This is a genomic window from Streptacidiphilus sp. ASG 303, assembly GCF_020991365.1.
In the GTDB taxonomy this organism is placed as follows: domain Bacteria; phylum Actinomycetota; class Actinomycetes; order Streptomycetales; family Streptomycetaceae; genus Peterkaempfera.
On sequence record NZ_JAJLRA010000036.1, the window covers coordinates 1 to 24,074 of the forward strand.

Below are 24,074 nucleotides of genomic sequence, written 5' to 3' on the forward strand. Positions count from 1 at the left end.
CCCGCATCGGCGGCCACGGCCTCGAGATCGTCCTCGCCCTCTGCACCCGCCTCCACACCGAGACCACCCCCCCCGGCAAACGCCTCCACGCCCACCTCCCCCTCACCTGACCCCACCACCCCCACCCACCGCACCGGACCGGACCGCACCGGACCGCACCGGACCGCACCGGCGGAACGCAACACCCACCCGCCCCCCCCGGACAGCCCGCAGCAACCGCACCACCACGGGCGGACGGGGACGCCGGTCCGCCCGCCGGGGCCTCCCCGCGGCGGGCGCGGGTCAGCGCGCGGCTGCCCGTGCGGGCAGGACGCCCGTGTCGAGGATCCGGTCGAGGACCGCGGCGACGCCGTCCTCGTCGTGGTGCGGCGCCACCTCGTCGGCGACCGCCTTGAGCTCGGGGTGGCCGTTGCCCATCGCCACCGCGTAGCCGGCCCAGGCGAGCATCGGCAGGTCGTTCGGCATGTCCCCGAAGGCGATGACGGCCTCGCGCGCCACACCCAGGGCGCCGGCCACCCGGGCGAGCCCGGTCGCCTTGTCGAAGCCGGTGGGCAGCAGCTCCACCATCCGCGGGCCCGCGTGGGTGACGGTCAGGCCGGGGGTGCAGCACCGCGCGGCGGCGGCCACCAGGTCGCCGTCCGACAGCGAGGGGTGGCGGATCAGCACCTTGTCGACGGGCAGGTCCCAGAGCCGTTCGGCCGGCGCGCTGCGGAAGGGCGCGAGCGCCCGCTCGTCGCCGTCGGCGAACCCCGGGGTGACCACGAACTCCCCGTGCAGCCCCGAGGTGACGACCGCGAGGTCGAGGGGGCCGGTCAGGGCGGTGATCCGCTCCAGGACCGCCAGGGCGGCGCCGTGGTCCAGGCCCGCGCTCGACAGGAGAGCGCCGCGTCCCGCGTCGTAGACCTGCGCTCCCTGGCCGCAGACGGCCAGCCCCCGGTAGCCGAGGGCGTCGAAGAAGGGACGGCACCCGGAGGCCGGGCGGCCGGTGACGACGACGTGGTGCACGCCCCGCCCGGTGAGGCGGCGCAGGGTCCCCAGGGTGCGGGGCGAGACGGTGGCGTCGCTGCGCAGGAGCGTCCCGTCGAGGTCGGTGGCCACCAGGGCGACCGGGGGGAGGGGCTCCTGCTCCCGGCTGCGGCCGCCGGTCGCGGCGGGGGCGTCTGCCGGGACGCCTGTCGGGGAGTCCGCCGCAGGGCGGGCGGCGGTGTCCGCCGGCGAGGCGGTGCGGTGCATGGAGAAACCTTTCTTCAGGGGGAGTGGCGGCCGGTCGTGGTCCGGCGGCCGTCAGTACGGGCGGCGGGGCGGCGGGGTTCAGCCGCGGGCCCCGGCACGGCAGGACCCGGCCGGAGCGCGGCCACGGGAGGTGCGCCGAACCCCTCCGGCCGCCGGGCCCCCGGCGGCCGGACGCCGGACGTGCCCGGCGGACCCGGCGTCGGAGGGCCCCCGGGCACGGCCCGGGCCGCGGGCCGTCGCGTCGGACATGCGTTCCCTCCTCCGGGCGGGCGTGCCGGCCGTCCACCCTGCCAGACGCCCGTCCGCCGTACGCAGGGCGGCCCCTCCCCGGCGGCTGCGGTCTCGCGGCTCCGCCTGCCGGCCGACCGGCGGTCCGCAGGCGCCCACCGAGGATTCCCGCGCCGGCCCCGGGACGGCCCTCTCAGGTGGCTGCCGCCCGCGGCTCGGGCCCGGCGGTCCCGGAGAGCAGCGGCGCGAGGGCGGCGCGCAGGTCCTCGGGCCCGCGGTAGTGGACGGCGGTCATCCCTGCCGCGCGCGCCGCCGTGACGTTGGCGGCGGTGTCGTCGACGAAGAGGCAGCGGTGCGGCAGCGTTCCGACCCGCCCGGCGGCGATGCGGTAGACCCGTGGGTCGGGTTTCGCCACGCCGATGCGGGCGGTGTTGACGACGGTGTCGGCGAGACCGTCCAGCCCCTGCCGGGCGAGGTCCTGCTCCAGCCGGGTGGTCGCGTTGGAGACCAGGGCCACGGACACGACCCCGCGCGCCCGGGTGAGGAGGGCGACGGCCTCCCGGTCGACGAGGGGGACCAGTGCGGACCAGGCGGCGACGGCGGCACGCGCCCGGTCCGCCGAGCCGCAGATCTCGGCGAGGTCCGCGGCCACCGCCGCCCGCCACTCCCCGTCGGTGACCTCCCCCGTGATCGCGGGGTGCAGGCGGACCGGCGCGAAGGCGGCCGCAGCGAGGGCGCCCGGCGGCAGGCCGTACTCCGCATCGAGGCCGCCGGTGGCGGGCCAGTGCCTCAGGACGCCGTCGATGTCGCAGAGCACGGCGTCGTACGGAGCGGCGTCGGACGGAACCGTACCGCCCGCGACGGCGGGGTGGAGCCGTGCGCCGCGTGGCGCTGCACTGTCGGGCATGTCAGGCACGGTCGGAGCTCCTCGGTGCGTCGGCGCGCAGATTCGTCGGTGCGCCGGTCGGTCCGGGTGCCCGTGGGCAGTCCGGGGCGCCCGGCGGCGTCCGGGGCGGCGGTACCCGGCCCGGCCGCGGGCCGCCGGGCGTGCGGGAGGGGGTCAGCGGCGCCCGTCCCACAGGGTCCGCTCGTGCGGCCGCGGGTCGTCCCGGACCCCGGAGGGCAGGTCGAAGCACATGGTGGCCCGCCGCTCGGCGTCGTACGCGGGCCACCCCGGGTCGCCGGTGGCGGCGAAGGAGACCCAGGCGGCGTGCACCGTGTCGGCGAGCTGCTGCGGCGGTTCGTCGCCGACGAGGCCGGCGAAGGCCTTGTCGTGCAGGTTGTCGAAGACGAAGGGGAGTTCGACGGCGTGGCAGGCGCCGAGGCGCCCGCCGAGGACGGGCGGCTGCCAGGCGAACTCGTACAGGAACGTCCCGCCCGGGCGGTGCCGGGCGTGGGCCTCGGCGAGCCGGACGGCGGGGATGCGGTAGAACCAGTCGGTCGCGATCGCGGCCATGAGGTCGCCGGGTGTCGCGTCCGGCCGCAGTCCGCGGTAGACGCCGACCGCCTCCTCGGGGTCCAGGCCGTACCCGGCCGCGGTCCGCCGCAGCAGCGGTTCGGAGACCGCGTCGACGAGCCCGGTGGGGAGGAGGAAGAACCGGAACTCGTCCCGGTTGGTGCCGATCAGCAGGTCGACCTCGGCCCCCGCCCCGTCGGCGGCCGCGTCGGCGGGCGGGCGCGGCACGGTCAGCCCGTCGACGACCGGCTCGAAGGGCATCAGGTTGCGGGCCGCCTCGCCCCACAGCTCCGGATCGGGCCGGGCAGCCACCTCCGCCCGCAGCTGCTGCTGGGCGGCGACGACCCGGTCCGCGGGGACGGCGGCGAGGGCGTCACGGGTCGGGGCGACGCCGAGCAGTCCGGCCAGGCGGCGGCCGACCAGCCGGGCGGAGGCGGGGGAGAGGGTGTGGTGGGCGGCGCCGCTCTGCAGCACGGCGCGCCGGAACAGCCCGCGGGCCCGCGGCATGGCCAGCAGGGTGCCGATGCTCATGGCGCCCGCGGACTCCCCGAAGACGGTGACCTGCCCCGGGTCGCCGCCGAAGGCGCCGATGGTGTCGCGGACCCAGGTGAGGGCCGCCACCTGGTCCAGCAGGCCGAGGTTGGCGGGGTCCCCCTCGCCGAGGTGGAGGAAGCCCTCCACGCCCAGGCGGTAGTTGACGGTGACGCACACGACGCCGTCGCGGGCGAAGCGGGTGCCGTCGTACCCCGGCACCGAGCCCGAGCCGTTGGTGAACGCGCCGCCGTGCAGCCACACCATGACCGGGCGCCGGCCGTCGGTGCCGGGGGTCCAGACGCTGAGGTTGAGGCAGTCCTCACCGGGGATGTCGACCTCGGGGACGAGCCGGTCGTAGGGCGCCGCGTACGGGGCCTTGGGCGCGGTGGGCCCGTGGTCGGCGGCGTCGCGCACCCCCTCCCAGGGGGCCGGCGGCTGCGGCTCGCGGAAGCGCAGGGGACCGTACGGGGCGGCGGCGTAGGGGATGCCCTTGAAGGCGGCGACGCCCGCCTCGGTGAGCACGCCCCGGACGGCGCCGTGGGGGGTGGTGACGACCGGTCGCATGGGGGCTCCAGGGGGAGTGCGGCGGGTGGGCGGGCGCAGGGGGGGCGGACGGCGTGCGGTGGGGCGCGGTGCGGCGGGGCGGGGTGCGGCGGGGCGGGGTGCGGTGGGGCGCGGTGCGGCGGAGCGCGGTCAGCGGGCCGCGCCGGCGACCCGCAGGGCGAAGTCGGCGAAGGCGTCGGCGACCTGCTCGCGCGTGTAGGGCTGGTCGGGCCCGAACCAGTAGGCGACCCGCAGCCCCATCGCGCCGATCGCGGTCGCGGCCAGGACGGGGTCCGGGACGCTGAACGCCCCCTCCCGCGCGCCCCGTTCGAGGACGTCGAGCAGCATCCGGCGGCAGGCGTCGCGCAGCTCCAACGCCGGTGCCGCGAGTCCGGGGGAGAGCGCGTGCAGCTCGTCGTTGGTGACGACGGCCAGCAGGGGGTGGTCGGTGTGGACCAGGACGTGCGCCCGGACCAGGGCCGCCAGCCGCTGCGGTGCCCCGCCCGGCGAGGTGGCCAGTGCGTCGGCGAGGCGGGTGTGCGTCTCCTCGTGGCCGATCCGCACGAGGGCGGCCAGCACGTGCTCCTTGGACGGGTAGTGCGCGTACAGGGTCGCCGAGTTGATGCCGACGACGGCGGCGATCTGCCGGATCGAGCCCCCGGCGAACCCGCACTCGGCGAACAGCGACAGGGCGGCCTCCAGGATCCGGCCCCGGGTGCCGGGCGGCGTCACGCCCTCGGGCAGCACCGCGGAGACGGCGGCCAGCCGCCGGGGCTCCCACGTCGGGGCGCCGCGGGCCGGTACGCCGCGGGCCGGGACGGCCGCCGCCGCGCCGCCGGCCGGGTCGGCGGGGGCGCGCCCCTCCGCCGGGACGCCTGCTGCCGGAACCTCCACGGGCCTCTCCTCAGGGCGCGCCGGGGCCGCCCACCGATCGATCGGTGGGCGCGGGGTGGTGAGACCGTACGGCGCTCCCGCCGCTCTGGCAACCGTCCGGTGAACGGGCGTCAGGCCCCCGGCCGTCCTGCGCCCCCCGCCACGGGGAGCGGCGGCCGCCGGCCCCGTCCGAACGGTTGACAGCGGGACGCGGAGGCCCGATGGTGTCTGGCAGTCTCCCGCCAACCGATCGATTGGTCGGCGGTGCGGGCCCGTCCGCCGCGGCGCCGCCCCGCCCTCTCCGGCCCACCCGTCCCGTCCTCGCCGCACCCCGTCCGGCCCCGCCGAAGGGCCCCGCCGTGGCCAGCCCCGGGGCAAACCCCGCCGCGGTCCCCACCGGCGCGGCCGCCCCTTCCGCCCTCCGCCCCGCACCGCCCCGCCGCCTGTACCGCCCCGGCCGTACGGGCCCGAGGAACAGCGCGCACCTCCACCCGGACCGCCGCCCCGGCGGCCCGGCCACCCACCCGCTCCGGAGTGTGCCCCATGCGATTCCGCTCCCTGCGCCGCAGGGCGGCGAAGACCGCCGCCGCCCTCGCCGCCGCCGTCCTGGCCGCCGTCGGCACCGCCGCCCCCGCCCGCGCGTCGGCCCCGCCCCTGCCGCGCCTCGACATCACCGGCACCTACGTCACCGGTGTCTCCTCCGGCGGCTTCATGGCCACCCAGCTCCAGGTCGCCTACTCGGCGACCTTCAAGGGGGCCGGGATCGTCGCCGCCGGCCCCTACGACTGCGGCCAGGGCAACGTCGTCGGCTTCGAGGCGTGCACCCTCGGCATCGGCCTGCCCGTCCTGGAGCAGCAGGCCGTCACCTGGGCCCGGCAGGGGAGGATCGACCCGGTCTCCGGCCTGCTCGGCAAGCCGGTGTACACCTACCACGGCACCCTCGACCCGGTCGTCAACGACGAGATCTCCGACGCCGGCGTCGACTTCTACCGGCACTTCGGCGCGGTCACCACCTACCACGACCAGGACCCCGCCGGGCACTCCTGGCCCACCCCCCTCGGCCCGGTCGCCTGCCCGCTCACCTCGCCCCCGTTCCTCAACGACTGCGGCGACGACCCCGAGGGCGAGATGCTCACCGCCTGGTTCGGCGGCGTGAACCCGCCGAACACCGGCACGCCGCGCGGCACGCTGACCCGCTTCGACCAGAACGCCTACGTGCCCGGCGGCTACGGCCCCCTGCGCGCCATGGACACCACCGGACAGCTCTACGTCCCGCCGTCCTGCGCCGCCGGGGCCCCGTGCCGGCTCGTCGTGGCCCTGCACGGCTGCCTCTCCGGCCAGTACCTGCTGGGCACCGCGTTCGCCGAGCTCGGCAACCTCGACACCTATGCCGACACCAACGACCTCGTCGTGCTCTACCCGCAGGCGATCGCCACCACCCTCCCCGTCAACCCGCAGGGCTGCTGGGACTGGTTCGGCTACAACGGACCGGACTTCGCCGTCAGGAGCGCCCCGCAGATGCGGGCGATCACCGCCATGGTCCACGCGCTCGGCGGCTGACGTCCGGCCGGCGGGCACGCACCGCCGGAGTCCGCCGGAGTCCGCCGGTGCGCCCCCGCCGCCCCCGCCGTCCCGTCCGCGTCCGGGACCGGCCGTCCCCCGGCCGCTCCCGGCGTGCGGGGTCAGCCGCTCGGCCGGGCCGCGGCGAGGGCGCCGCGCAGGACGCGGACGGTCGGCCCGTCCAGGGGGCCGCCGCCCGCACCGTCCTCGCCCGAGCCGCCGGCCGCGTCGAGCAGGCCGCCGAGCAGCGCGAGCTGCCCGGCGGCGACCCGCCGGTACCCGGTCGCCGCCCCGGCGGCCCAGGCGCGCAGGTCCTCCAGGGCCTCGCGGGCCAGGCCCGGATCCGCGTCGTGCACCAGCCGCAGGCCGGCCTCCAGGCGGTCCCAGGAGCCGCGGGCGCGCAGCAGCGCGGCGGCGTGCCGCCGCAGCCGCCCCGGCCGGCCGGGGGCGAGCCACCCGTCGAGGCGGGCCCGGGGGACGCGGTGCGCGTCGGGCAGGAGCGCCTGCACCGCCGCCCGCAGGACGGCGGGGGAGGCGTCCCGGTCGACCACGTCGGCCAGCTCGTCGGGCGGCAGCGGGTCCAGGGCGGCCAGCCCGCGCAGCGCCGCGGCGCGGACCTTCGCCCCCGGGTGTGCCAGCAGGGCCCGCAGCCGGGGTGCGTCGGCGCGGTCCCCGCACTCGGCCAGGCCGCTCACGGCGCCCGGCGTGACCGGGCGGCCGGGACGGTCGAACTGCTCGCGGCACAGGGCCGCCGGGCCCCGGCCGTCGCCGCGCAGCACCCAGCGGGCGCACTGCCGCACCGCGGCCGACCGGTCCGCGAGGAAGGGGGCCGCGGCACCGGGCCGCCCGGCGCGGTGCAGCACGGTCACGGCGGCGGCGCGGACCTGCGGGGTCCGGCACGTGAGCAGCCGGTCCACCAGGGCAGGGGGTGCCGACGGGCCGGCGGAGCCCTCCGGCGGGACCGCTCGGAGCAGGACGTACTCCGCGCCCCGCAGCCCGACCACGACGTCCGGGTCGGCGAGCACCAGGTCGACCACCTCGTCCGCCGTCAGGGCCTGCCGCTGCAACGCCTCGGCGAGGGCGCGGCGCCGGGTCGGACGGTCGGGCCACGCGGACAGCTCCCGCCACACCGCGCCGTCGGCTGCGTCCAGCCGGGCCGCCGCGACGCCCTCGGCCGTACCGCCGCGCGAGCGCGACCCGCAGGCCCACGCCGCGGCGCACGCCTGGGCCGTCTCCCGCGCCGGGGCCCCGTCGAGGACCTCGGCCAGCGCGGCGGCGGCGCGCTCGCGCACGGGCGCCACCCAGTCGGAGCAGCGCACGACCAGGAGGGGGAGCAGCACCGGATGCCTGCGGGGGAGGGCGGGCAGCTCCAGGACCGCCTCCCGGGTGCGCCCGTCGGCGGCGCAGACCTCCAGCGCCCAGCGCCACGGCTCGGGAAGCGCGCCGTCCGCGAAGCCGCGGCCCGGGCGGTACCGGAGCAGGCCGGCGGAGCGGGCGAGCCGGTCGAACTCGAGCCACCAGCCGCCCGGCAGCGTCCACGCCTGCGTACCCAGCGCCTCCAGGGCACGGGCCGCGTCGGCGGCCGTCCCCGTCCCGTGGCCGGAGGCGTCGGCGAGGGCCCGCAGTGCGTCCGCGTGCAGGGCCCGTGTGCCACCGGCGGCCTGTTCTCCTGCCACGTCGGTCCTCCCTCCCGTCCCGTCCGCGCCCCCTCGGCGCGGGGCCCGGCGGCCGCCACCGTAGTGCCTGCGCGGTGCGGACATCCGCCGCCCGCCGCGTCGGGGACCGGCCGAGGACGTGGCGGGCCGCCGGAACTCCCCGCGGCAGAGGCGTTGACAGGGGGCCGGCCGGAGCGGGCAGGCTGTCCGGCGATGACCTCCGACCTCGGGCCTGCCGGCCCCGCCCCCTCCCCGGACCTCCCCACCGACCCGTCCGCCGTCTCCCGGGACGCCCTGAACGGCCTCGCCACCGGCGACGCCTTCGGCGCCCAGTTCTTCGTCCCCGACCACCTCCCGGCCCTGCGCGCGCGCCGGCTGCCGCCCCCGGTCTGGCCGTGGACCGACGACTCCGAGATGGCGTGCTCGGTCCACCTGGTCCTGGCGGAGCACGGGGAGGTGGACCAGGACGCACTGGCCCGGTCCTTCGCCGGGCGCCACGACTTCGACCGCGGCTACGGCCCCGCCATGAACCGGCTGCTGCGGCTGGTCCGCCAGGGCGACGACTGGCGGCGCCTGGCCGCCGGCCTGTTCGACGGGCAGGGCTCGTGGGGCAACGGGGCCGCGATGCGCGTCGCGCCGCTCGGCGCGTGGCACGCCGCCGACCCCGACCGGGCCGCCCGGCAGGCCGCGCTCTCCGCCGAGGTCACGCACACCCACCCCGAGGCCGTGGCCGGCGCGGTCGCCGTCGCCCTGGCCGCCTGCTGGGCGGCGCGCGCCCGCACCGCACCCCTCACCGGGGCCGACCTGCTGGACGCCGTCCTCGACGGCACCCCGCACAGCGCCGTCCGCGACGGCGTCGCCGAGGCCCGCGGGCTGCTGGGCGAGCCGCACGCGGAACTCGCCGCGCACCGGCTCGGCAACGGGCGGCAGGTCAGCGCCGTCGACACGGTGCCCTTCGCCCTGTGGTGCGCCGCGACGCACCCGGCCGACTTCGAGGCCGCGCTGTGGACGACCGCCTCGGCGGGCGGCGACGTGGACACCACCTGCGCCATCGTCGGCGGCGTCGTCGCCGCCCGCGTCGGCACCGGGGGCATCCCGGCCGCCTGGCGGGACGCGGTGGAGCCGCTGCCCGCCTGGGTGCACGGGGGCGGGGCACGGGAGGACCGGACGCCGCCGCGCCCCCGGGGCTCCGCCGCCGACGCCCGGGGGTGACCGCGGGCCCGTCCGGGCCGCGGACGTCCCGGGCCGCCGGGGCCACGGCGCGTCCTGCCCGTTCCGGAGGCGGCGGGCGCCGCACCCGTGACGTCCGGCCGCCCTGCCGGACGCGTGGACGGGGGGAACGGCCGCCCGCCGGGGCACGGGCGGCGGCGCGGGGGCGGGGCGGCGCAGGCGCCCGGCCGGACCGGCCGGCCCGCGGCTCCGTGGTGGCCGCCCCGTCCCGCCCTCGGCTAGCCTGGGGCCGCGATGAACCGTTTGAGCACGTCACGGGGCGAGGTCGACCTCGTCCGCTTCCCCGTCGACCCCCGCGACCGGCTCCGCGCCTGGGACGCCGCCGACGAGTACCTCCTGCGTTACCTCGACGGCGACGCCGCCGGGGCCTTCCCCGTCCGGGACGGCGACGGGGCGGCCCGGCCGGCCGCCGCGGACGGCGCACCCGCGGACCTGTCCGGCACCGTGGCCGTCGTGGGCGACCGGTGGGGGGCGCTGACCACGGTCCTCGCCGGGCACCGGCCGGTGCAGATCAGCGACTCGTTCCTCGCCCAGCAGGCCACCCGCGCCAACCTCGCGCGCAACGGCGCCGACCCGGACGCGGTGCGGCTGCTCTCCACCCGGGACACGCCCCCGGAGCGGATCGACGTCCTCCTGGTCCGCGTCCCCAAGAGCCTCGCGCTCCTGGAGGACCAGCTCCACCGCCTCGCCCCCGCCGTCCACGCCGGCACCCTCGTCGCGGGCACCGGCATGACCACGGAGATCCACACCTCCACGCTCCGCCTCTTCGAGCGGACCATCGGACCCACCCGGACCTCCCTGGCGGTCCGCAAGGCCCGGCTCGTCCTGGCCGTGCCGGACCCGGCCCTGCCCCGGACCCCCAGCCCCTGGCCGCTCCGCTACGCCCTGCCCGACGGTGTCGGGCCGGTCTCCGGCCGGACCGTGACCAACCACGCCGGGGTCTTCTGCGCCGACCGCCTCGACATCGGCACCCGCTTCCTCCTCCAGCACCTCCCGCGGCGCGCCGGCGCCGAGCGCGTCGTCGACCTGGGCTGCGGCAACGGCGTCGTCGGGACGGCGGCGGCCCTGGCCAACCCCGACGCCGAGGTGCTCTTCGTGGACGAGTCCCACCAGGCCGTCGCCTCGGCGGAGGCCACCTTCCGGGCCGGTGCCGGACCGGACGCGCGGGCCGAGTTCCGGGTGGGCGACGGCCTCGCCGGGATCCCGGCCGGTTCGGTGGACCTGGTGCTGAACAACCCGCCGTTCCACGCCCACCGGGCGACGACGGACGGGACGGCCCGCCGCATGTTCGCCGGGGCGCGCGACGCCCTGCGGCCGGGCGGCGAGCTGTGGGTCGTGGGCAACCGGCACCTGGGCTACCACGTCCGGCTGCAGCGGCTCTTCGGCAACTGCGAGGTCGTCGCGGGCAACCCCAAGTTCGTCGTCCTGCGGGCCGTCAGGGCCTGACCGGCGCCGGCGCCCGGCCGCTGCACCCGGCCGCGTGCGCCGGGGCGGCCCGGGCGCCGGGGACCGGCCGGCCCGGGCCGGGGGCGCTGCGGCCCGCTCCGGTCAGAGCCGTTCGGCGATCAGCAGCTCGTGCGCCCGGCGGGCGCCGCGGGCCGTCCGCTCCCGGTCGGCCTCCTGCGCCGGGATCTCCTCCAGGCCCTCGGCGAGGGCGCGGACCGCCTGGGCGAGGGTCTGCACCTGCGACTCCAGCGTCCGCAGCCGCTCCTCCGTGCTCTCCCGGCCCTGGACGGACACCGGGGTGGCCCGGCCGGCCGTCTCCGCGGGGGTGTACTCGGTCATGGTCCGCTCCGTCCGTTCCGTGCACTCCGTACTGCTGCGTACCCGCCTGCCGCGTGCCGCGTGCCGCGTGCCGCGTGCCGCGTGCCGCGCGTCCGCGGCCCTGCCCGCACCCGGACCGGCGTGCGTCCCCGGCCGCTCCGCGCGGCCGCTCCGCGCGGCCGCTCCGCGCGGCCGCTCCGCGTGCGGCGCCCGGCGGGCCCGCCGCGCGGCGCCTCCTCCTCCAGGCTCCGCCCCGGGGGCGCGGCGGCGCGTGGGGCCGAAGGTCCCCGCCCCGAGGCGCCTCGGCCCTGCTGCCCCCGGCCGGCCCGCGCGGGCACGGTCCGTGCCCGCCGCGCCCGGCCGCCGCACCCGGCCGGCCCGGCCCCGCGGGCCGGTCCGCCGCGGGCCGCCCCCGCCGGGGCGGCGGCCGTGCATGAGCCCCACGGAAGGTCTGTACGCTGAAGATCGCCGCGGCAGGGAGCCGCGCCCCGAGCGGAGTGGGACAGGGAGGCACCCGGGTGCTGGTGGCGGATCGGTACCGGCTGGACACGGCGATCGGCCGCGGCGGGATGGGGGAGGTCTGGCGCGGCCAGGACACGGTGCTGGGCCGTCCGGTGGCGGTGAAGCTGCTGCTGGCCGGGGACGCCGACGAGGAGGCCGCCGCCCGGTTCCGCCTGGAGGCGCAGACGGCCGCGCGGCTGCACGACCCGCACGTGGTGACCGTCTTCGACTTCGGCTCCTGGAACGACCGCTTCTACCTGGTGATGGAGCTGGTCGACGGCACGAGCCTCGCCCAGGAGCTCGACGCCCACGGCCCCCGGCCCGTCGAGGCCGTCGCCGCGATCGCGGCCCAGGCCGCCGCGGGGCTCGCCGCCGCCCACCGCCAGGGCGTGATCCACCGCGACATCAAGCCCGGCAACCTCATGCGGAGCTCCGACGGCACCGTCAAGATCGCCGACTTCGGCATCGCCCGCTTCGCCGACGACGCCTCCGCCGCGCTCACCGGCGCCGGCCAGATCATCGGCACCAGCCTCTACCTGGCGCCCGAACGCGCCCTGGGCCGGCCCGCCGGGCCCGCCTCCGACGTGTACGCCCTCGGCTGCGTCCTCTACCAGCTCCTGGTCGGCGCGCTGCCCTTCGAGGCGGACAACGCCGCCGCGGTGCTCCACCTCCACGTCGCCACCGAGCCCGCACCGCCGTCCTGGCGCTGCCCCCAGCTCCCGCCCGCGTTCGAGGCGTACCTGCTGCGGATGATGGCCAAGCAGCCCGAGGAGCGGCCGGCGGCGCAGGAGGTCGCCGACTGGTTCTCCGGCCCGGCCTGGCGGGGCGCCGCCCCGCAGCCGGGACCGGCCGCCCCCGCCCCGCCGCCCGCGACCGCCGTGTACGCCCTGCCGGGGACCCCGCCCGCGCCCGCGGCGGGCCCGCGCCGCGCCGCCGCGGCCGGCACCGGTGCCCGGCGCGCGGCGGCGGGCACCGGGACCCGCCGCGCCCCCGCGGCCGTCGGCCGCCGTGCCGCGGCCCCGCAGCCCGGGTCGCTGCACCTGCGGCTGCGCGCGGGCATGCGCCGCCACAAGGCGCTGACCATCGGCGCCGCCGGGATCGCGGCCCTCGTGCTGTCCGCGATGCTCGGCTCGGCCCTGGCCGCCCCGGCCGGCAACGCCGTGACGCCGTCCGGCCCCTCCGCCTCCTCGCCGGGCGCCGCCCCGGCGCCGGACCCCTCCGGCTCCTCCGCGGCCCCGGTGCAGTCCCCGGCGGCCGTCGGGAACGGCGGGGACACCGGCAGCGGCGGCGAGGCCGAGCCCCACGGCCGGCCCGCCCACGGGAAGCACCACAAGGGCTGAGAGCAGGGCGGGGACCGCCGGGACACCGTGTCCGATTCCCGCCAGCGGACCCCGGCCGCCCCCCGCAGACTGGGAGGCGTACGACAGCCCGGCGGCCCGCCGGGGACGACGGAAGGACGGGCCCGTGACGACGGTCTACACGACCCTGGACAGCCCCGTGGGCGAGATCCTCCTCGTGGGCGAGGAGTCCGCGACCGCGCCGGGCGGCATCGCCCTGGCATCCCTCACCCTGCCCGGGCAGCGCCGCGGCGCCGTGGTCCGCGACGGCTGGCGGCGCGACCCCGGGGCCCTCGCCGAGGCCGCGGACCGGCTGCGGGCCTACTTCGGCGGCGACCCCGTCCGGTTCGACCTGGAGTACGCCGTGCGGGGCACCGACTTCCAGCGCCGGGTCTGGGACGCGCTGGACGCCCTCCCGTACGGCACCACGACCACCTACGGCCGCCTCGCCGAGCAGATCGGGGCCCCGCGCGCCGCCGTCCGGGCGGTGGGCGCCGCGGTCGGCGCCAACCCGCTGCTGGTGCTCCGGCCCTGCCACCGCGTCCTCGGCGCGGACGGCTCGCTGACCGGGTACGCGGCCGGCCTCGACCGCAAGCGCCTCCTCCTCGACCTCGAACGCCGCGCCTGACACCACGGGGCGGCTGGGGAGCCCCGGCCCGGTCCGGGTCGGTCCGGACCGTGCCCCACCGCCGCCCGCCCGGCTCGCCGCCGCCGGGCCCCGTCCCCGCGCCCCCGGGAGCCCCGCCGCCGTCCGCGCGCGGGGCCGCCCCGAGGGGCCGATCGGCCCTTGGCCGCCGCCCGGTGCCCGGGTGACGGTGGGAGACGGGGGGTGCACCCTCCGGGCCGCCCCCGCAGGCCCACCCCTCAGGACAGGACAGGCCATGGACATCTCCGGAGACTGGTACAGCCGCCTGGGCTCGCGCATGCACCTGGAGACCGACCCGTCCGGCGGCGTCAGCGGGACGTACGTCTCCGGGACCGGCCACGCGGTGGGCCCCTACCCGCTCGTCGGACGCTGGGACCCGCTCTCCTCCGCGTCGCAGGGCACCGTCCTCGGGTGGACGGTGACCTGGCGCAACGACCGCGGCGACGCCAACTCGGTGACCAGCTGGAGCGGCCAGTACTACGACGACCGCGGCGCCGACGGGGAGCGGATCTGCGCCTCCTGGCTCCTGACGACCTCCGCCGAGTCCGTCGACGCCTGGCGGTCCACCACGGTCGGCCAGGACGTCTTCACCCGCGACGCGGGCAGGGCCCGCGCGTCCGGCTAGAAGCCGGGATCCTCGTCGGTCCTCCGGCCGTCTTCCCGCTGCCGCTGCCGCTGCCGCTGCCGCCCCGGCCTCGCGCCGGCACGCGACGGGTCGGCCGGGGTGCGGCCGGGAGCACGCGCGGTGCTCCCGACCTGCAACGGCAGGACGTGCTGACGGCCCCGTGCGCGGCAGGGGAGGGAGCACGTCCGGGTGAGGAGGGAGGAGGAGTGTCGGGTCCTGCTCCGGGTGCCCGCGTCGGCGGCGGTGGCCGCCCGGCGGCCTCGCAGGCCGGGGCAGTGCTGCCGGCGGGCGGGGACGGTCCGCAGGTCCGGCCCGGACGCCGCGGCACCGGCGGCGCCTCAACCGACCGGGCTCGCGCCCTCCTCGAAGATGTTGATGAAGTTCCCGTCGTTGTCCCGGATCGCGGTGGAGACGCTTCCGTCGCCGAGGTCCATCCGCTCCCAGAGGATCGTCACGCCCTGCTCGCGGAGGACCTCCGTGGCACTGCCCAGGTCCTCGACCCGGAAGACCAGGGCCTTGGTGCCGATCGGCCGGATGTGGGCGGGCGGCTCCGCGGTCAGCTCGGGGATCCGGAAGCCGTCGGCGGGCTGGAGCAGTTCGAGCCGGAAGCCGGGACCCTGCAGGAAGGCCACGTCGGCGCCGATGGCGTCGAAGCGGGACTTCGCCAGCAGCGTGAGCCCGAACACCCGGTTCCACCACGCGATGGAGGCGTCGAGGTCGCTCACGGTCGTCGTGACGTTGTGCAGGCTGTAGGAGAAGCGCGGCTGGTCGGTGGTGGTCATCGTGATCCGTCCGTTTGCTGCGGTGTGGGCCCTCGGCCACGTGGGCGCGGGTCGGAGGCCCGGAGTCCTCGCGCTGCCGGCACGTCGCAGTGCACGGGTGCTGCGGAGCACGGCCGGTCGTGCCCCCGGCCGGGCGCCCCCGCGCCCGGCCGGGGGCGGTCCTGACGGCCGGGACCCGCCTCCGGTCCGCCGGCGGCCCGCGCGCCCGCTAGGGCGTCGTCTCCGCCAGCGTCCCGACGGTGGCCGCGAGGTCGGCCATGAGCTGGGTGGTCTGCCACACCAGGTCGTCGTAGGCCAGCATCCCCACCAGGGCCCCCTCCGACATCACCGGCAGGTGCCGGACGTGCCCCGTGCGCATGGCGCGGTAGGCCACCGAGAGGTCCTCGTCGGCGTCCAGCACGAGCGGACCGCGCGACATGACCCCGTCCACCCGGCTCGACGGGGACAGGCCCCGGGCCAGCGCCCGCACCACCAGGTCGCGGTCGGTGACGATGCCGACGACCTTGCCGTCGTCGACCACGGGCAGCGCGCCCACCGACGCGTCCGCCATGTGCTGGGCGGCGTCCCCGACGGTCGTCAGCGGGGGGATGCTCGCCGGCGGTGTGCTCATCGCGTACTTGATCTGCATGGCGGCCTCTCCTCCGGGCGGAGCGGGCGGGGCTTCCCGCTCCCTCCAGGCTCGCCCCGCAGGCCGCCGCCGCGCCAAGGGCCCAAGGTCCCCCGCAGCCGGTCGGCAGGCCCCGGCCCGGCCCGCCGACCCGTACGGGCGGCGGGCCGGGCCGGGGCGCGGGCCTGGGCGGGGCGCGGGCCGGGGCGCGTCACGAGGTGAACGGCACGCGGGTCCAGGTCAGGACCCGGCCGTCGCCGCCGTCGGGGTCGACGGTCACCTTCAGCCAGTCGTCGACGCCCGTGGAGCCGTCGACCGTGATGCGCTGCAGGTTGGGGGCGGCGGTGGCGACCTTGTAGAAGGAGAGCCAGCGGGAGCCGGCGTCCAGGGGCCTGTCGCTGTTGTAGACGTGGCTGTCGCCGTTGAAGAGGTACACCGGTCCGTCGAAGGCGGCGGACTCCTCGGCGATCGCCTTCACGATCGGCTGGAAGGCGAAGGAGTCGGCGAAGGAGGGGTCGGCCACCGTCGGGTCGAACATGTCCGCCTGGGTCAGCAGGACCACGGCCCGGTCGTGCCGCTTGCGGGCCTCGCGGAAGGTGTCGCGGACGTTCTCCAGCACGGCGGCGGTGCGGCCGAGGACCTCGGCGGACTGCTCCGGCGTGGGACCGGTGTTGCCGGTCCACGGTGCGAGGCTGTTGTTGCTGCCCACGACGTGCACGGCGGCGAAGGAGACGCCCCCGCGGCGGTAGCGGACGTTCTCGGGGTAGCCCTGGGCCGCCTGCGAGTCCACCTGCGCCGCGTCCTGCCCGAGGGTCCACCCGGGGCGGGGGAAGAACACCCGGCGGATCGCGTCGAGGCGCTCCAGCGGGTTGTACGAGCCGTTGTTGGGCCGGTGGCAGTCGGTCCACTCGTTGTCGCCGACGGTGTAGACCAGCGGGTCGCGGAAGGTGTCGAAGTCGGCCTTGATCTGCTGGAAGTACGCGTCGCTGCAGACCGTCGAGCCGTTCTTGATGTCGCCGAGGTGGTCGACGAACCGCACGTCGGGGTCGGCGTTGATCTGCCCGATCACCTTGGGGAACGCGGCGATCTGCGCGTCGCCGTAGGGGATGTCGCCGATCACGGCGAAGGTGAACCGGTGGCCCCCGCTCCCGGCCTGGGCCGGGGCTGCGGTGGCGCCCAGCACGAGGGCGCTCGCGGCGAGGGCGGACAGGGCGGGGGCGGCGGCGCGGCGCCACGGCTTCATGGTGTCCTCCTGGGGTGTGGGAGACACCTTCCAGCGGCCGCGTGACGCCGCGGCGACCCGCGGCCGTGGAGGAGGTGAACAGTTCCCGGTGCGCCGGGGAGGGCGGGGTGACGCCGGGTCAGTCGCGGACGTCCCCGTCGAGGTAGACCCAGGCCCCGTCGTGCCGCACGAAGCGGCTGCGCTCGTGGAGCTCCCCGGCCGCGCCGCGCTCGGTCCAGTGGGCGCGGAACTCCACGGTGCCCCCGACGTGGAACGGGCCGCCGCCGTCCGTGTCCAGGACCTCCAGCCGCACCCAGCGCACCGCCGGGTCGAGGCCGACCGCGGGCGGCCGCGTCGAGGGGTGCCAGCTGCGCAGCAGGTACGCCTCGTCGCGGACGGCGAACGCGGCGAAGCGGGACCGCATCAGCTGCTCGGCGGTCGCCGCGGCCGCCTCCCCGCGGTGCAGCCGGCCGCAGCAGTCGGCGTACGGGGCGGGCAGGCCGCAGGGGCAGGCCGCGGGTGCGGCGGGGGAGCGGCGGGCGGAGTCCGGTCGCGGGCGTGGGGTGCGTCGTGCCATGCGGCCATTCTCCCCGCCGCGCGGGGCGCGGCCCGCGCGCCCGGCGCGCACGGGCCCCCGGTGCGCCCCCGGCGCCGACCCCGCCCCACGGTGCCGCCGCGCGGGCCATGCACCCCGCGCGGCGGCACCCCGCGCGGCGGCACCGGGCGCGGCTGCGCCGGGTCCGCGGCCGCGCTCCCGCTACGCGGTGGCCTCGCCGTGGCCGTCGTGCAGGCCGCCGCCGCTGCCCGCCGAGCCGCGGGTGTCCTCGGCCGCCACCGGCCGGTGCAGGGGGGAGGTGTCCCAGGCGTAGTGGCCGACGGCGTCGGCGATGACGTCGATGTTGGTGTCGAAGGCCCGCATGTCGATGTTGGCCAGGGTGTCGCAGGCCGCGTGGTAGCAGGAGTCGTACGCCCTGCCCGCCGTCCCGCCGAAGAGGGCGGCCTCGGCCTCCGTCTTGACGCCCTCGGCCCCGGTGAAGGTGCCGCCGGCGGGGATGCCCGCCGCGATGAACGGCCCGTAGTCGGAGCGGCCGGTGAAGTCGGTGCCCGCGTGGGGCAGCGAGCGCGAGTCCAGGTACGAGGTGATGGCCCGCTCCAGCTGGGCCGACCCCTCCGGGCCGGGGCCCGCGCCCACCTTGTCGGAGTCGTCGCCGTCGTAGACGAACTCGGCGTGGTTGGGCGAGGCGATCATGTCGAAGTTCAGGTAGAGCGCGATCCTCGACCGCTCGGCCGGGCTGAGCCCGGCGACGTACGCCTCGGAGCCCAGCAGGCCGAACTCCTCCGCCGACCACCAGGCGAAGCGGACCTTGTTCGCGACCGGCCGCCTGCCCAGCTCCAGCGCCACGTCGAGGATGCCGGCCGAGCCGGAGCCGTTGTCGTTGATGCCGGGGCCCGCCGCGACCGAGTCCAGGTGGGCGCCGAACATCACCACGTTGTCCGGGTCGCCGCCCGGTGTCTCGGCGACGACGTTGTAGGTGTGGCGGGTCTCCGACAGGGTGCGGATCTCCAGGTTCACCCGGACCTCGCCCGCCGCGGCCTCGGCGGCCAGCGCCTCGCCGTCGGCCCGGGTGACGCCGCCGGTGGGCACCCGGGCGGCCGAGGGGTCGCCGAGGGTGCCGTTGAGGGCGCCGTCGGTGTTGTTCCAGACGACCGCCCCGACCGCGCCGGCCCCGGCGGCGGCCGCCTGCTTCTGGGCGAAGGTGCAGCCGCCCCGCTTGATCAGCGCGACCTTCCCGGTGAACGCCCCCGCCGCGTAGTCCGCGGCGTCGCAGCCCGGGGTGGCCTCGTCGGAGGGCACCACGGCGACCGGCGCGGTGAGGCCGCCGACGGGCGTGCTCGCGGAGTACGTCATCGCGGTCACCGGGATGTCGCGCCGCTGCGGGGAGACCGTGGCCAGCTTCTGCGCCAGCGTCTGGGTGAAGGGGTAGTCGAACTCGTTGCGCGTCACCTCGTACCCCGCCCTGCGCAGCAGGTCGGCGACGTACTCGGCGGACTGCCGGTGCCCCTCGGACCCGGCGACCCGGGTGCCGCCGTCGGCGTCGGCGAAGCGCTGGAACGCCTCCAGGTGGCGGCGGGCGTCCTCGGCGCTGCTCTTGCGCACCAGCTTCTTGGCGAGCTGGGCGCCCTCCTTCGCGGGGTCGCCGTGGGCGGAGGCGGTTCCGGAGCCGATCATCAGCAGCGGTGCGGTGAGCACCGCGGCGGAGGCGGCGGCGATGGCGGTACGGCGGTTCCGTGCGCTCAAAGCGGGTCCTTCCAGTGGTCCATCGGTGGATGGAGGTACTGAGCGGAGACGGGCTGAACGACGTGCGGTGGTGCGCCGTGCGGTGGTGCGCCGGCACCCGGGGCCGCGGGGCGGCCCGGGGTGCCGACGGGTGAGGAGAAACGTATCCGCTGTTCCGTACCGTGGACACCGGTTCGACGGAATCCGGAGCATCCGCCCCCGCAGGGCGGAGCACCCGCCGCGGTCGGCGGACCGCCGCCGGCCGTCGGACGCCGCCGTCCGTCAGCCGTCGTCGTCCGTGAGCCCGGTCTCCCGCAGGGTGATGTTGAGCCGCCCCCGGCGCATCCCGGTCACGGCCGGGTCGCCGGTGCCGGGCAGGATCCTCGGCACGCCGTGGTACGCGAGCCGGGACGGGCCGCCGAGGACGAGCAGGTCGCCCGAGGCCAGCTCGACGTCCGTCCACGGACGGCCCCGGCCCTCCGTGGTGCCGAGCCGGAAGACGCACGTGTCGCCGATGCTCAGCGAGACCACCGGGGCGCCGGAGCGCTCGTCCCGGTCCTGGTGCATGCCCATCGAGGCGTGCTCGTCGTAGAAGTTCACCAGGGCCGTGTCGGGTGCGTACCGCCCCGCCGCCCCGGGGTCCCCGTACGCGTCGGCGAGGGCGCCGCGCCCCAGGTCCGCCAGCCAGCCGGGCAGCTCCGCCACCCGGCCGCCGCCCGCGTCCACCGCCGTGCGGGTGTACCGGTAGGGGCTCCAGTGCCAGCCCAGGCAGACGGTCCGCACCGACATCACACCGCCGCGGGGCAGCCGGACCCGCCGCAGCGGGACCGGTCCGGCGGCCCACGCGCGGCAGGCCTCCACGAGCCGGCGCTGCAGGTCCGGGCCGAGCCAGCCCGGCACGTGGACCGCGCCCGGGGCGAGGGTCCGCGGACGCCCGGCGGCCGGTCCGAAGAGGGGAAGGGTCACCGCGGGGCCTCCTCCGGTCCGGGCGGGCGGTGCTTGCCCCGTCCACCCTGCCACCCCCGCCACCCGCGCCGCCGACCCGCCCCGCCCCCGCGCCGCCGCCCCCGACCCGTGCCGTTCGGCCGCCCCGCCCCGGCCCGCCCACGGCATGGCACCCCGCCGCCCGGGGCACGCGCCGGAAGGGCCACGCGGGGTGCCGGACCGGCCCCTGGCCGAGAATGGACCCGTCACACCGTCCGGCGGCGCACCGCCCGCCGGGCGTACCACAGCGGACTCCGGGGAGCGCGGTCGCGGACATGGGACGGGTACGGCAGGCGTGCACAGGACTGCGGGACCGCTTCACGGCCTCCGACCCCGGCCTGATCCGGCTGCTGGCGGCCCTCCAGACGGTCGGCACGATCGTCCTGTCCCTCGCCGTGCTCGCGGCCCTCCACGCCCCCGTCATGCTGCTGGTCGTCACCGCGGTCACCGGGCTGGCGACCTCCTTCGCCGTCACCGGGCCGCGGCTGCGCGACCAGGCCGCGACCCTTGCCCTGGGACTGCCGGCCGCCCTGCTGTCGGTCACCCTGGCCGCGCTGCTCCTCTCCCACCGGGTCGCGGCCGACCTGGTCTTCGTCGCGCTGATCTTCGCCGCCGTCTACGTGCGCCGGTACGGCCCGCGCGGTTCGGGGCCCGGCATCATCGCCTTCCAGCTCTACTTCGTCGCCCAGTTCGTCCAGGTCCGGCCGGCGCAGCTGCCGGCGCTGTACGGCGCGGTCACCGCGGCCTTCGCCGCCGCCGCGGTGATGCGGTTCGGGCTCCTGCGCGTCACCCCGGAGCGCACCCTCGACCGGCTGCGGCGCGCCTTCCGGGTCCGGCTCGGCCGTGTCCTCGGCGCCCAGGCCGAGCTCGTCGCCGAGGCCCGCACCGGCACGCCGCCCGCCGAGCGCGACGTCGGCGAGCTGCACCGCAGCATCGCCCGGCTGCATGAGTGCGCGCTGATGATCCAGGGCCGCCTGGAGACCGGCACCGCCGACGCGTGCGCCGCCTCCCTGGTCCAGCGCCGCATCGCGGAGGCCGAGATCGGCGCGGAGCGGCTGGGCGTCCTGCTGCTGCGGGCCCTGGAACCGGGCGGCGGGGGCGCCGACCACACCCTGATCCTCCACCTGCCCGACCACCTCGCGTCCCCGGCCGCCGCCCGGACCCTCCCGCACCCCCCGGACGCCGACGCCGCGGCGCTGGGCACCCTGGAGCGCGAGCTGCGCGCCCTGCGCCTCCTCGCCGGCCGCACGGCGGAGGAGCGGCAGGGCACGGGCCACGCCGCCGTCCGCAACCGCCTGCTCGGCTACCGGGACGACGCCCGCCTGCCGCAGGACGCCTCCCCGCCCGTGCAGGACGCCTTCCGCGCCGTCGGCGAGCTCTCCCGCGCGGTGCTCGGCCTCAACCTCGCGCTCGCCGAGGACGCCGAGGACCCCGCCGACGACAGCCCCGAGACCGTCCGCTCCCGGGAGGAGCTGGAGGCCGAGGACGTCAGCCTGTCCGCGGCCGAGGAGGCGGAGGCGGCGGAGGAGGAGCCGCGCGGGCTCGACCGCCCCTCCACCCGGGCCGCCTTCCAGGTCTCCGCGGGGTCCGCCCTCGCCATGCTCGGCGGCGAACTGCTGTCGCCGCAGCGCTGGTACTGGGCCGTCCTCACCTGCTGGGTGGTCTTCGTCAACACCTCCTCCACCGGCGAGATCCTGGTCAAGGGCTCCCGGCGGCTGTTCGGCACCGCCGTCGGCGTCGTCGCCGGCCTCGCCCTCGCCGTCCCGCTGGGCGGCGAGCCGTGGCCGACCTTCGCCCTGGTGGTCGTCTGCATCTTCGGCACGTCCTTCACCGCGCCGCTGTCGCAGACCCTGATGTCGTTCTTCATCACGCTGATGCTGGCCCTGCTCTACACCCTGCTGCACACCTTCAGCGCGGCCGTGCTGGTCCTGCGGATCGAGGAGACGGCGCTGGGCGCGGCCTGCGGCCTGGCCGCCGCCCTGCTGGTCCTGCCCGTCCGCACCCGCCGCCGCACCGACGAGCAGCTGCGGGAGGTCCTGGAACGCCTGGACGACGTGCTGACCGCGTCCGCGGCGCGGCTCGGCGGGACCGCCCGCCCCCCGGGGGCCCCGGGGAACGGCCTCCCGGACGGCGACCTGCTCGACCTCGCCCGCGCCCTGGACACCGCCCTCGACGGCCTGCGGGCCTCCGTCATGCCGCTCACCCACCCCGTCAGCCCGCTGCGGACCCGCCGCCGCAACGCCCGGTACGTGATGGGCCTGCTGGAGACCTGCGCGTACCACGCCCGCAGCCTCGCGGCCACGGCCGAGCAGGTGCCCGGACAGCTGCGGATCGGCGCCGACCCGCGGCTCGCCGGGGCCGCCGGGCGCATCAGCCGCAACCTGCGCGCCCTGGCCCGCCGCATGGAGGGGACGGGCGGGAGGCCGCCCGCCCTGGAGAGCGGGCCCAACGTCGCCGCCGCCCTGGGCCCGCAGGCGGGCGGCACGGTGGCGCTGCGGGTCCTGCGGCACCTCCAGCGGCTGGACGAGGGCGTCCTCGGCCTGGCCCGGCCGCTCGGCTGCACCACCGCCCCGGAGGACACCGCCGCCGGGGCCCGCCCGGGCCGCCCCCCGCAGGACGTCCCGGCCTGAACCGAGGCCCGTGCGGCCGCGCCCCGGGAGCGCGCACCCGCCGGCGGCGTCCCGGCAGGCGGGCGGCGGATGCCCGCGGGCGGGCCGATGCCGCACACTCGTCCGCATGGCCTTCCAGATCACCGCCGCCTCGCCCGACCACCCCGGCCTCCTGCTGGAGCTGCCCTGGCGGCTCCCGTTGGAGGAGTGGCCGGCCGGGCACCTCGTCTCCCTCCCGCGCGGCATCTCCCGCCACGTGGTGCGGTTCGCCCGCGCCGGCGGCGAGGTGGTCGCGGTGAAGGAGGTGGGGGAGTACAACGCGGTGCGCGAGTACGGCCTGCTGCGCGACCTGGCCCGGCTCGGCGTCCCCGCCGTGGAGCCGGTCGCGGTGGTGACCGGCCGCACGGACGACGCGGGCGAGGCGCTGGAGCCGGTGCTCATCACCCACCACCTCAAGGGCTCCATGCCGTACCGGGCGATGTTCGAGACGACGATGCGCCCCAGTACGGTGAACCGGCTCCTCGACGCCCTCGCGGTCCTGCTGGTCCGGCTGCACCTGGCGGGCTTCGCCTGGGGCGACTGCTCCCTGTCCAACACCCTCTTCCGCCGCGACGCGGGCGCCTACGCCGCCTACCTCGTCGACGCCGAGACCGGCCAGCTCCAGCCGCAGCTCTCCGACGGGCAGCGGGCGTACGACATCGAGGTCGCCCGGGTCAACGTCGCGGGCGAGCTGATGGACCTGGAGGCGGGCGGCTCGCTGCACCCCTCGGTCGACCCGGTGGCCTTCGGCGACGCGCTCGCCGCCCGGTACGGCGACCTGTGGCACGAGCTGACCCGCGCCTCCGTGTACTCGCGCAACTTCCGCCACCGCATCGACGACCGCATCCGCCGCCTCAACGAGCTCGGCTTCGACGTCGCCGAGCTGCAGATCGCGCACTCCGCGGACGGCGCCCGCGTCACGATCCTCCCCAAGGCCGTCGACGCCGGGCACCACCAGCGGCAGCTGCTGCGCCTGACCGGCCTCGACGCCGAGGAGAACCAGGCCCGCAGCCTCCTCAACGACCTGGAGACCTACACGGCTCATCAGGACGACTGGGCGCCGGGCGACCCGCTGGGCGCGAGCCGCGAGGTGATCGCCCACCGGTGGGTGCGGGAGGTGTTCCGGCCGACCGTGCGGCTGGTGCCGAAGGAGCTGCGGGCCCGCATGGACACCGCGCAGCTCTACCACGAGATCCTGGAGCACCGCTGGTACCTCTCCGAGCAGGAGGAGGGCGACGTGGGCCTGGAGCGCGCGGTGGACGACTACGTCCGCACCGTCCTGGTCCACGTGCCCGACCCCGCCGCGCAGGCGGCGGCGGCCGCCGCGGACGGGTGACCCCGCCCCCGGCCCCGCCGCCGCCGGCCCGG

Annotated in this window: 20 protein-coding genes; 8 read left to right on the top strand and 12 right to left on the bottom strand. The window is 78.1% G+C overall.

Annotated elements, in window-relative coordinates; all coding sequences use genetic code 11:
* Positions 1-282: 282 nt before the first annotated feature.
* From LO771_RS27340 to LO771_RS27355, 4 genes are all read right to left on the bottom strand, one after another.
* Entirely contained in the window at positions 283-1,233 is a 951-nt protein-coding gene (locus tag LO771_RS27340; RefSeq protein WP_230747436.1) for an HAD family hydrolase, read from the bottom strand.
* A gap of 421 nt (positions 1,234-1,654) precedes the next feature.
* On the bottom strand, positions 1,655-2,368 hold the full coding sequence (locus LO771_RS27345) for an HAD-IA family hydrolase (protein WP_230747437.1): 714 nt from the start codon (positions 2,366-2,368) through the stop codon (positions 1,655-1,657).
* Positions 2,369-2,521: 153 nt separating this feature from the next.
* Positions 2,522-4,015, bottom strand: a complete 1,494-nt coding sequence (locus tag LO771_RS27350; RefSeq protein ID WP_230747438.1) for a carboxylesterase/lipase family protein — start codon at positions 4,013-4,015, stop codon at positions 2,522-2,524.
* Between the two features lie 129 nt (positions 4,016-4,144).
* Positions 4,145-4,888, bottom strand: coding sequence for a TetR/AcrR family transcriptional regulator (locus LO771_RS27355; protein WP_230747439.1), 744 nt, complete (start codon positions 4,886-4,888; stop codon positions 4,145-4,147).
* Positions 4,889-5,410: 522 nt separating this feature from the next.
* Between LO771_RS27355 and LO771_RS31175 the strand changes: the two genes are divergently transcribed.
* The gene (locus LO771_RS31175; RefSeq protein WP_304944874.1) at positions 5,411-6,427 is read left to right on the top strand and encodes a PHB depolymerase family esterase; all 1,017 of its coding nucleotides are present in this window, start codon (positions 5,411-5,413) and stop codon (positions 6,425-6,427) included.
* Between the two features lie 122 nt (positions 6,428-6,549).
* Here the strand turns inward: LO771_RS31175 and LO771_RS27365 are convergent, their stop codons facing one another.
* Positions 6,550-8,103, bottom strand: a complete 1,554-nt coding sequence (locus LO771_RS27365) for a hypothetical protein (protein ID WP_230747440.1) — start codon at positions 8,101-8,103, stop codon at positions 6,550-6,552.
* Positions 8,104-8,295: 192 nt separating this feature from the next.
* Between LO771_RS27365 and LO771_RS27370 the strand changes: the two genes are divergently transcribed.
* Both LO771_RS27370 and LO771_RS27375 read left to right on the top strand, forming a co-directional pair.
* On the top strand, positions 8,296-9,294 hold the full coding sequence (locus tag LO771_RS27370; protein WP_230747441.1) for an ADP-ribosylglycohydrolase family protein: 999 nt from the start codon (positions 8,296-8,298) through the stop codon (positions 9,292-9,294).
* Positions 9,295-9,546: 252 nt separating this feature from the next.
* Complete coding sequence (locus LO771_RS27375) at positions 9,547-10,758, top strand: methyltransferase (RefSeq protein ID WP_230747442.1); 1,212 nt, start codon at positions 9,547-9,549, stop codon at positions 10,756-10,758.
* Positions 10,759-10,860: 102 nt separating this feature from the next.
* Here LO771_RS27375 and LO771_RS27380 read toward each other — a convergent pair whose 3' ends face one another.
* On the bottom strand, positions 10,861-11,097 hold the full coding sequence (locus LO771_RS27380; RefSeq protein WP_230747443.1) for a hypothetical protein: 237 nt from the start codon (positions 11,095-11,097) through the stop codon (positions 10,861-10,863).
* Positions 11,098-11,594: 497 nt separating this feature from the next.
* Here LO771_RS27380 and LO771_RS27385 point away from each other — a divergent pair, with 497 nt between their 5' ends.
* From LO771_RS27385 to LO771_RS27395, 3 genes are all read left to right on the top strand, one after another.
* The gene (locus LO771_RS27385; protein WP_308189018.1) at positions 11,595-12,917 is read left to right on the top strand and encodes a serine/threonine-protein kinase; all 1,323 of its coding nucleotides are present in this window, start codon (positions 11,595-11,597) and stop codon (positions 12,915-12,917) included.
* A 124-nt stretch (positions 12,918-13,041) separates the two neighbouring features.
* Entirely contained in the window at positions 13,042-13,542 is a 501-nt protein-coding gene (locus LO771_RS27390) for a methylated-DNA--[protein]-cysteine S-methyltransferase (RefSeq protein WP_230747445.1), read from the top strand.
* Positions 13,543-13,795: 253 nt separating this feature from the next.
* Positions 13,796-14,185, top strand: coding sequence for an avidin/streptavidin family protein (locus LO771_RS27395; protein ID WP_230747447.1), 390 nt, complete (start codon positions 13,796-13,798; stop codon positions 14,183-14,185).
* 338 nt (positions 14,186-14,523) lie between these two features.
* Here the strand turns inward: LO771_RS27395 and LO771_RS27400 are convergent, their stop codons facing one another.
* From LO771_RS27400 to LO771_RS27425, 6 genes are all read right to left on the bottom strand, one after another.
* Entirely contained in the window at positions 14,524-14,967 is a 444-nt protein-coding gene (locus LO771_RS27400; protein WP_230747449.1) for a VOC family protein, read from the bottom strand.
* Positions 14,968-15,175: 208 nt separating this feature from the next.
* Positions 15,176-15,595 (bottom strand): CBS domain-containing protein, encoded by a 420-nt coding sequence (locus LO771_RS27405; protein WP_230747452.1) that lies wholly within the window; start codon positions 15,593-15,595, stop codon positions 15,176-15,178.
* Between the two features lie 190 nt (positions 15,596-15,785).
* Positions 15,786-16,817: a metallophosphoesterase gene (locus tag LO771_RS27410; protein ID WP_230747454.1), complete on the bottom strand. Its 1,032-nt coding sequence runs from the start codon at positions 16,815-16,817 to the stop codon at positions 15,786-15,788.
* A gap of 118 nt (positions 16,818-16,935) precedes the next feature.
* On the bottom strand, positions 16,936-17,373 hold the full coding sequence (locus LO771_RS27415) for a YchJ family protein (protein ID WP_230747456.1): 438 nt from the start codon (positions 17,371-17,373) through the stop codon (positions 16,936-16,938).
* Between the two features lie 180 nt (positions 17,374-17,553).
* Positions 17,554-19,095: a M28 family metallopeptidase gene (locus LO771_RS27420; RefSeq protein WP_230747458.1), complete on the bottom strand. Its 1,542-nt coding sequence runs from the start codon at positions 19,093-19,095 to the stop codon at positions 17,554-17,556.
* A gap of 261 nt (positions 19,096-19,356) precedes the next feature.
* Positions 19,357-20,040, bottom strand: coding sequence for an alpha-ketoglutarate-dependent dioxygenase AlkB (locus tag LO771_RS27425; RefSeq protein WP_230747460.1), 684 nt, complete (start codon positions 20,038-20,040; stop codon positions 19,357-19,359).
* Positions 20,041-20,333: 293 nt separating this feature from the next.
* Between LO771_RS27425 and LO771_RS27430 the strand changes: the two genes are divergently transcribed.
* Together LO771_RS27430 and LO771_RS27435 are read left to right on the top strand one after the other, a co-directional pair.
* On the top strand, positions 20,334-22,688 hold the full coding sequence (locus tag LO771_RS27430; RefSeq protein WP_230747463.1) for an FUSC family protein: 2,355 nt from the start codon (positions 20,334-20,336) through the stop codon (positions 22,686-22,688).
* Between the two features lie 106 nt (positions 22,689-22,794).
* Entirely contained in the window at positions 22,795-24,042 is a 1,248-nt protein-coding gene (locus LO771_RS27435) for a DUF4032 domain-containing protein (RefSeq protein WP_230747465.1), read from the top strand.
* The last annotated feature ends 32 nt before the right edge of the window (positions 24,043-24,074 follow it).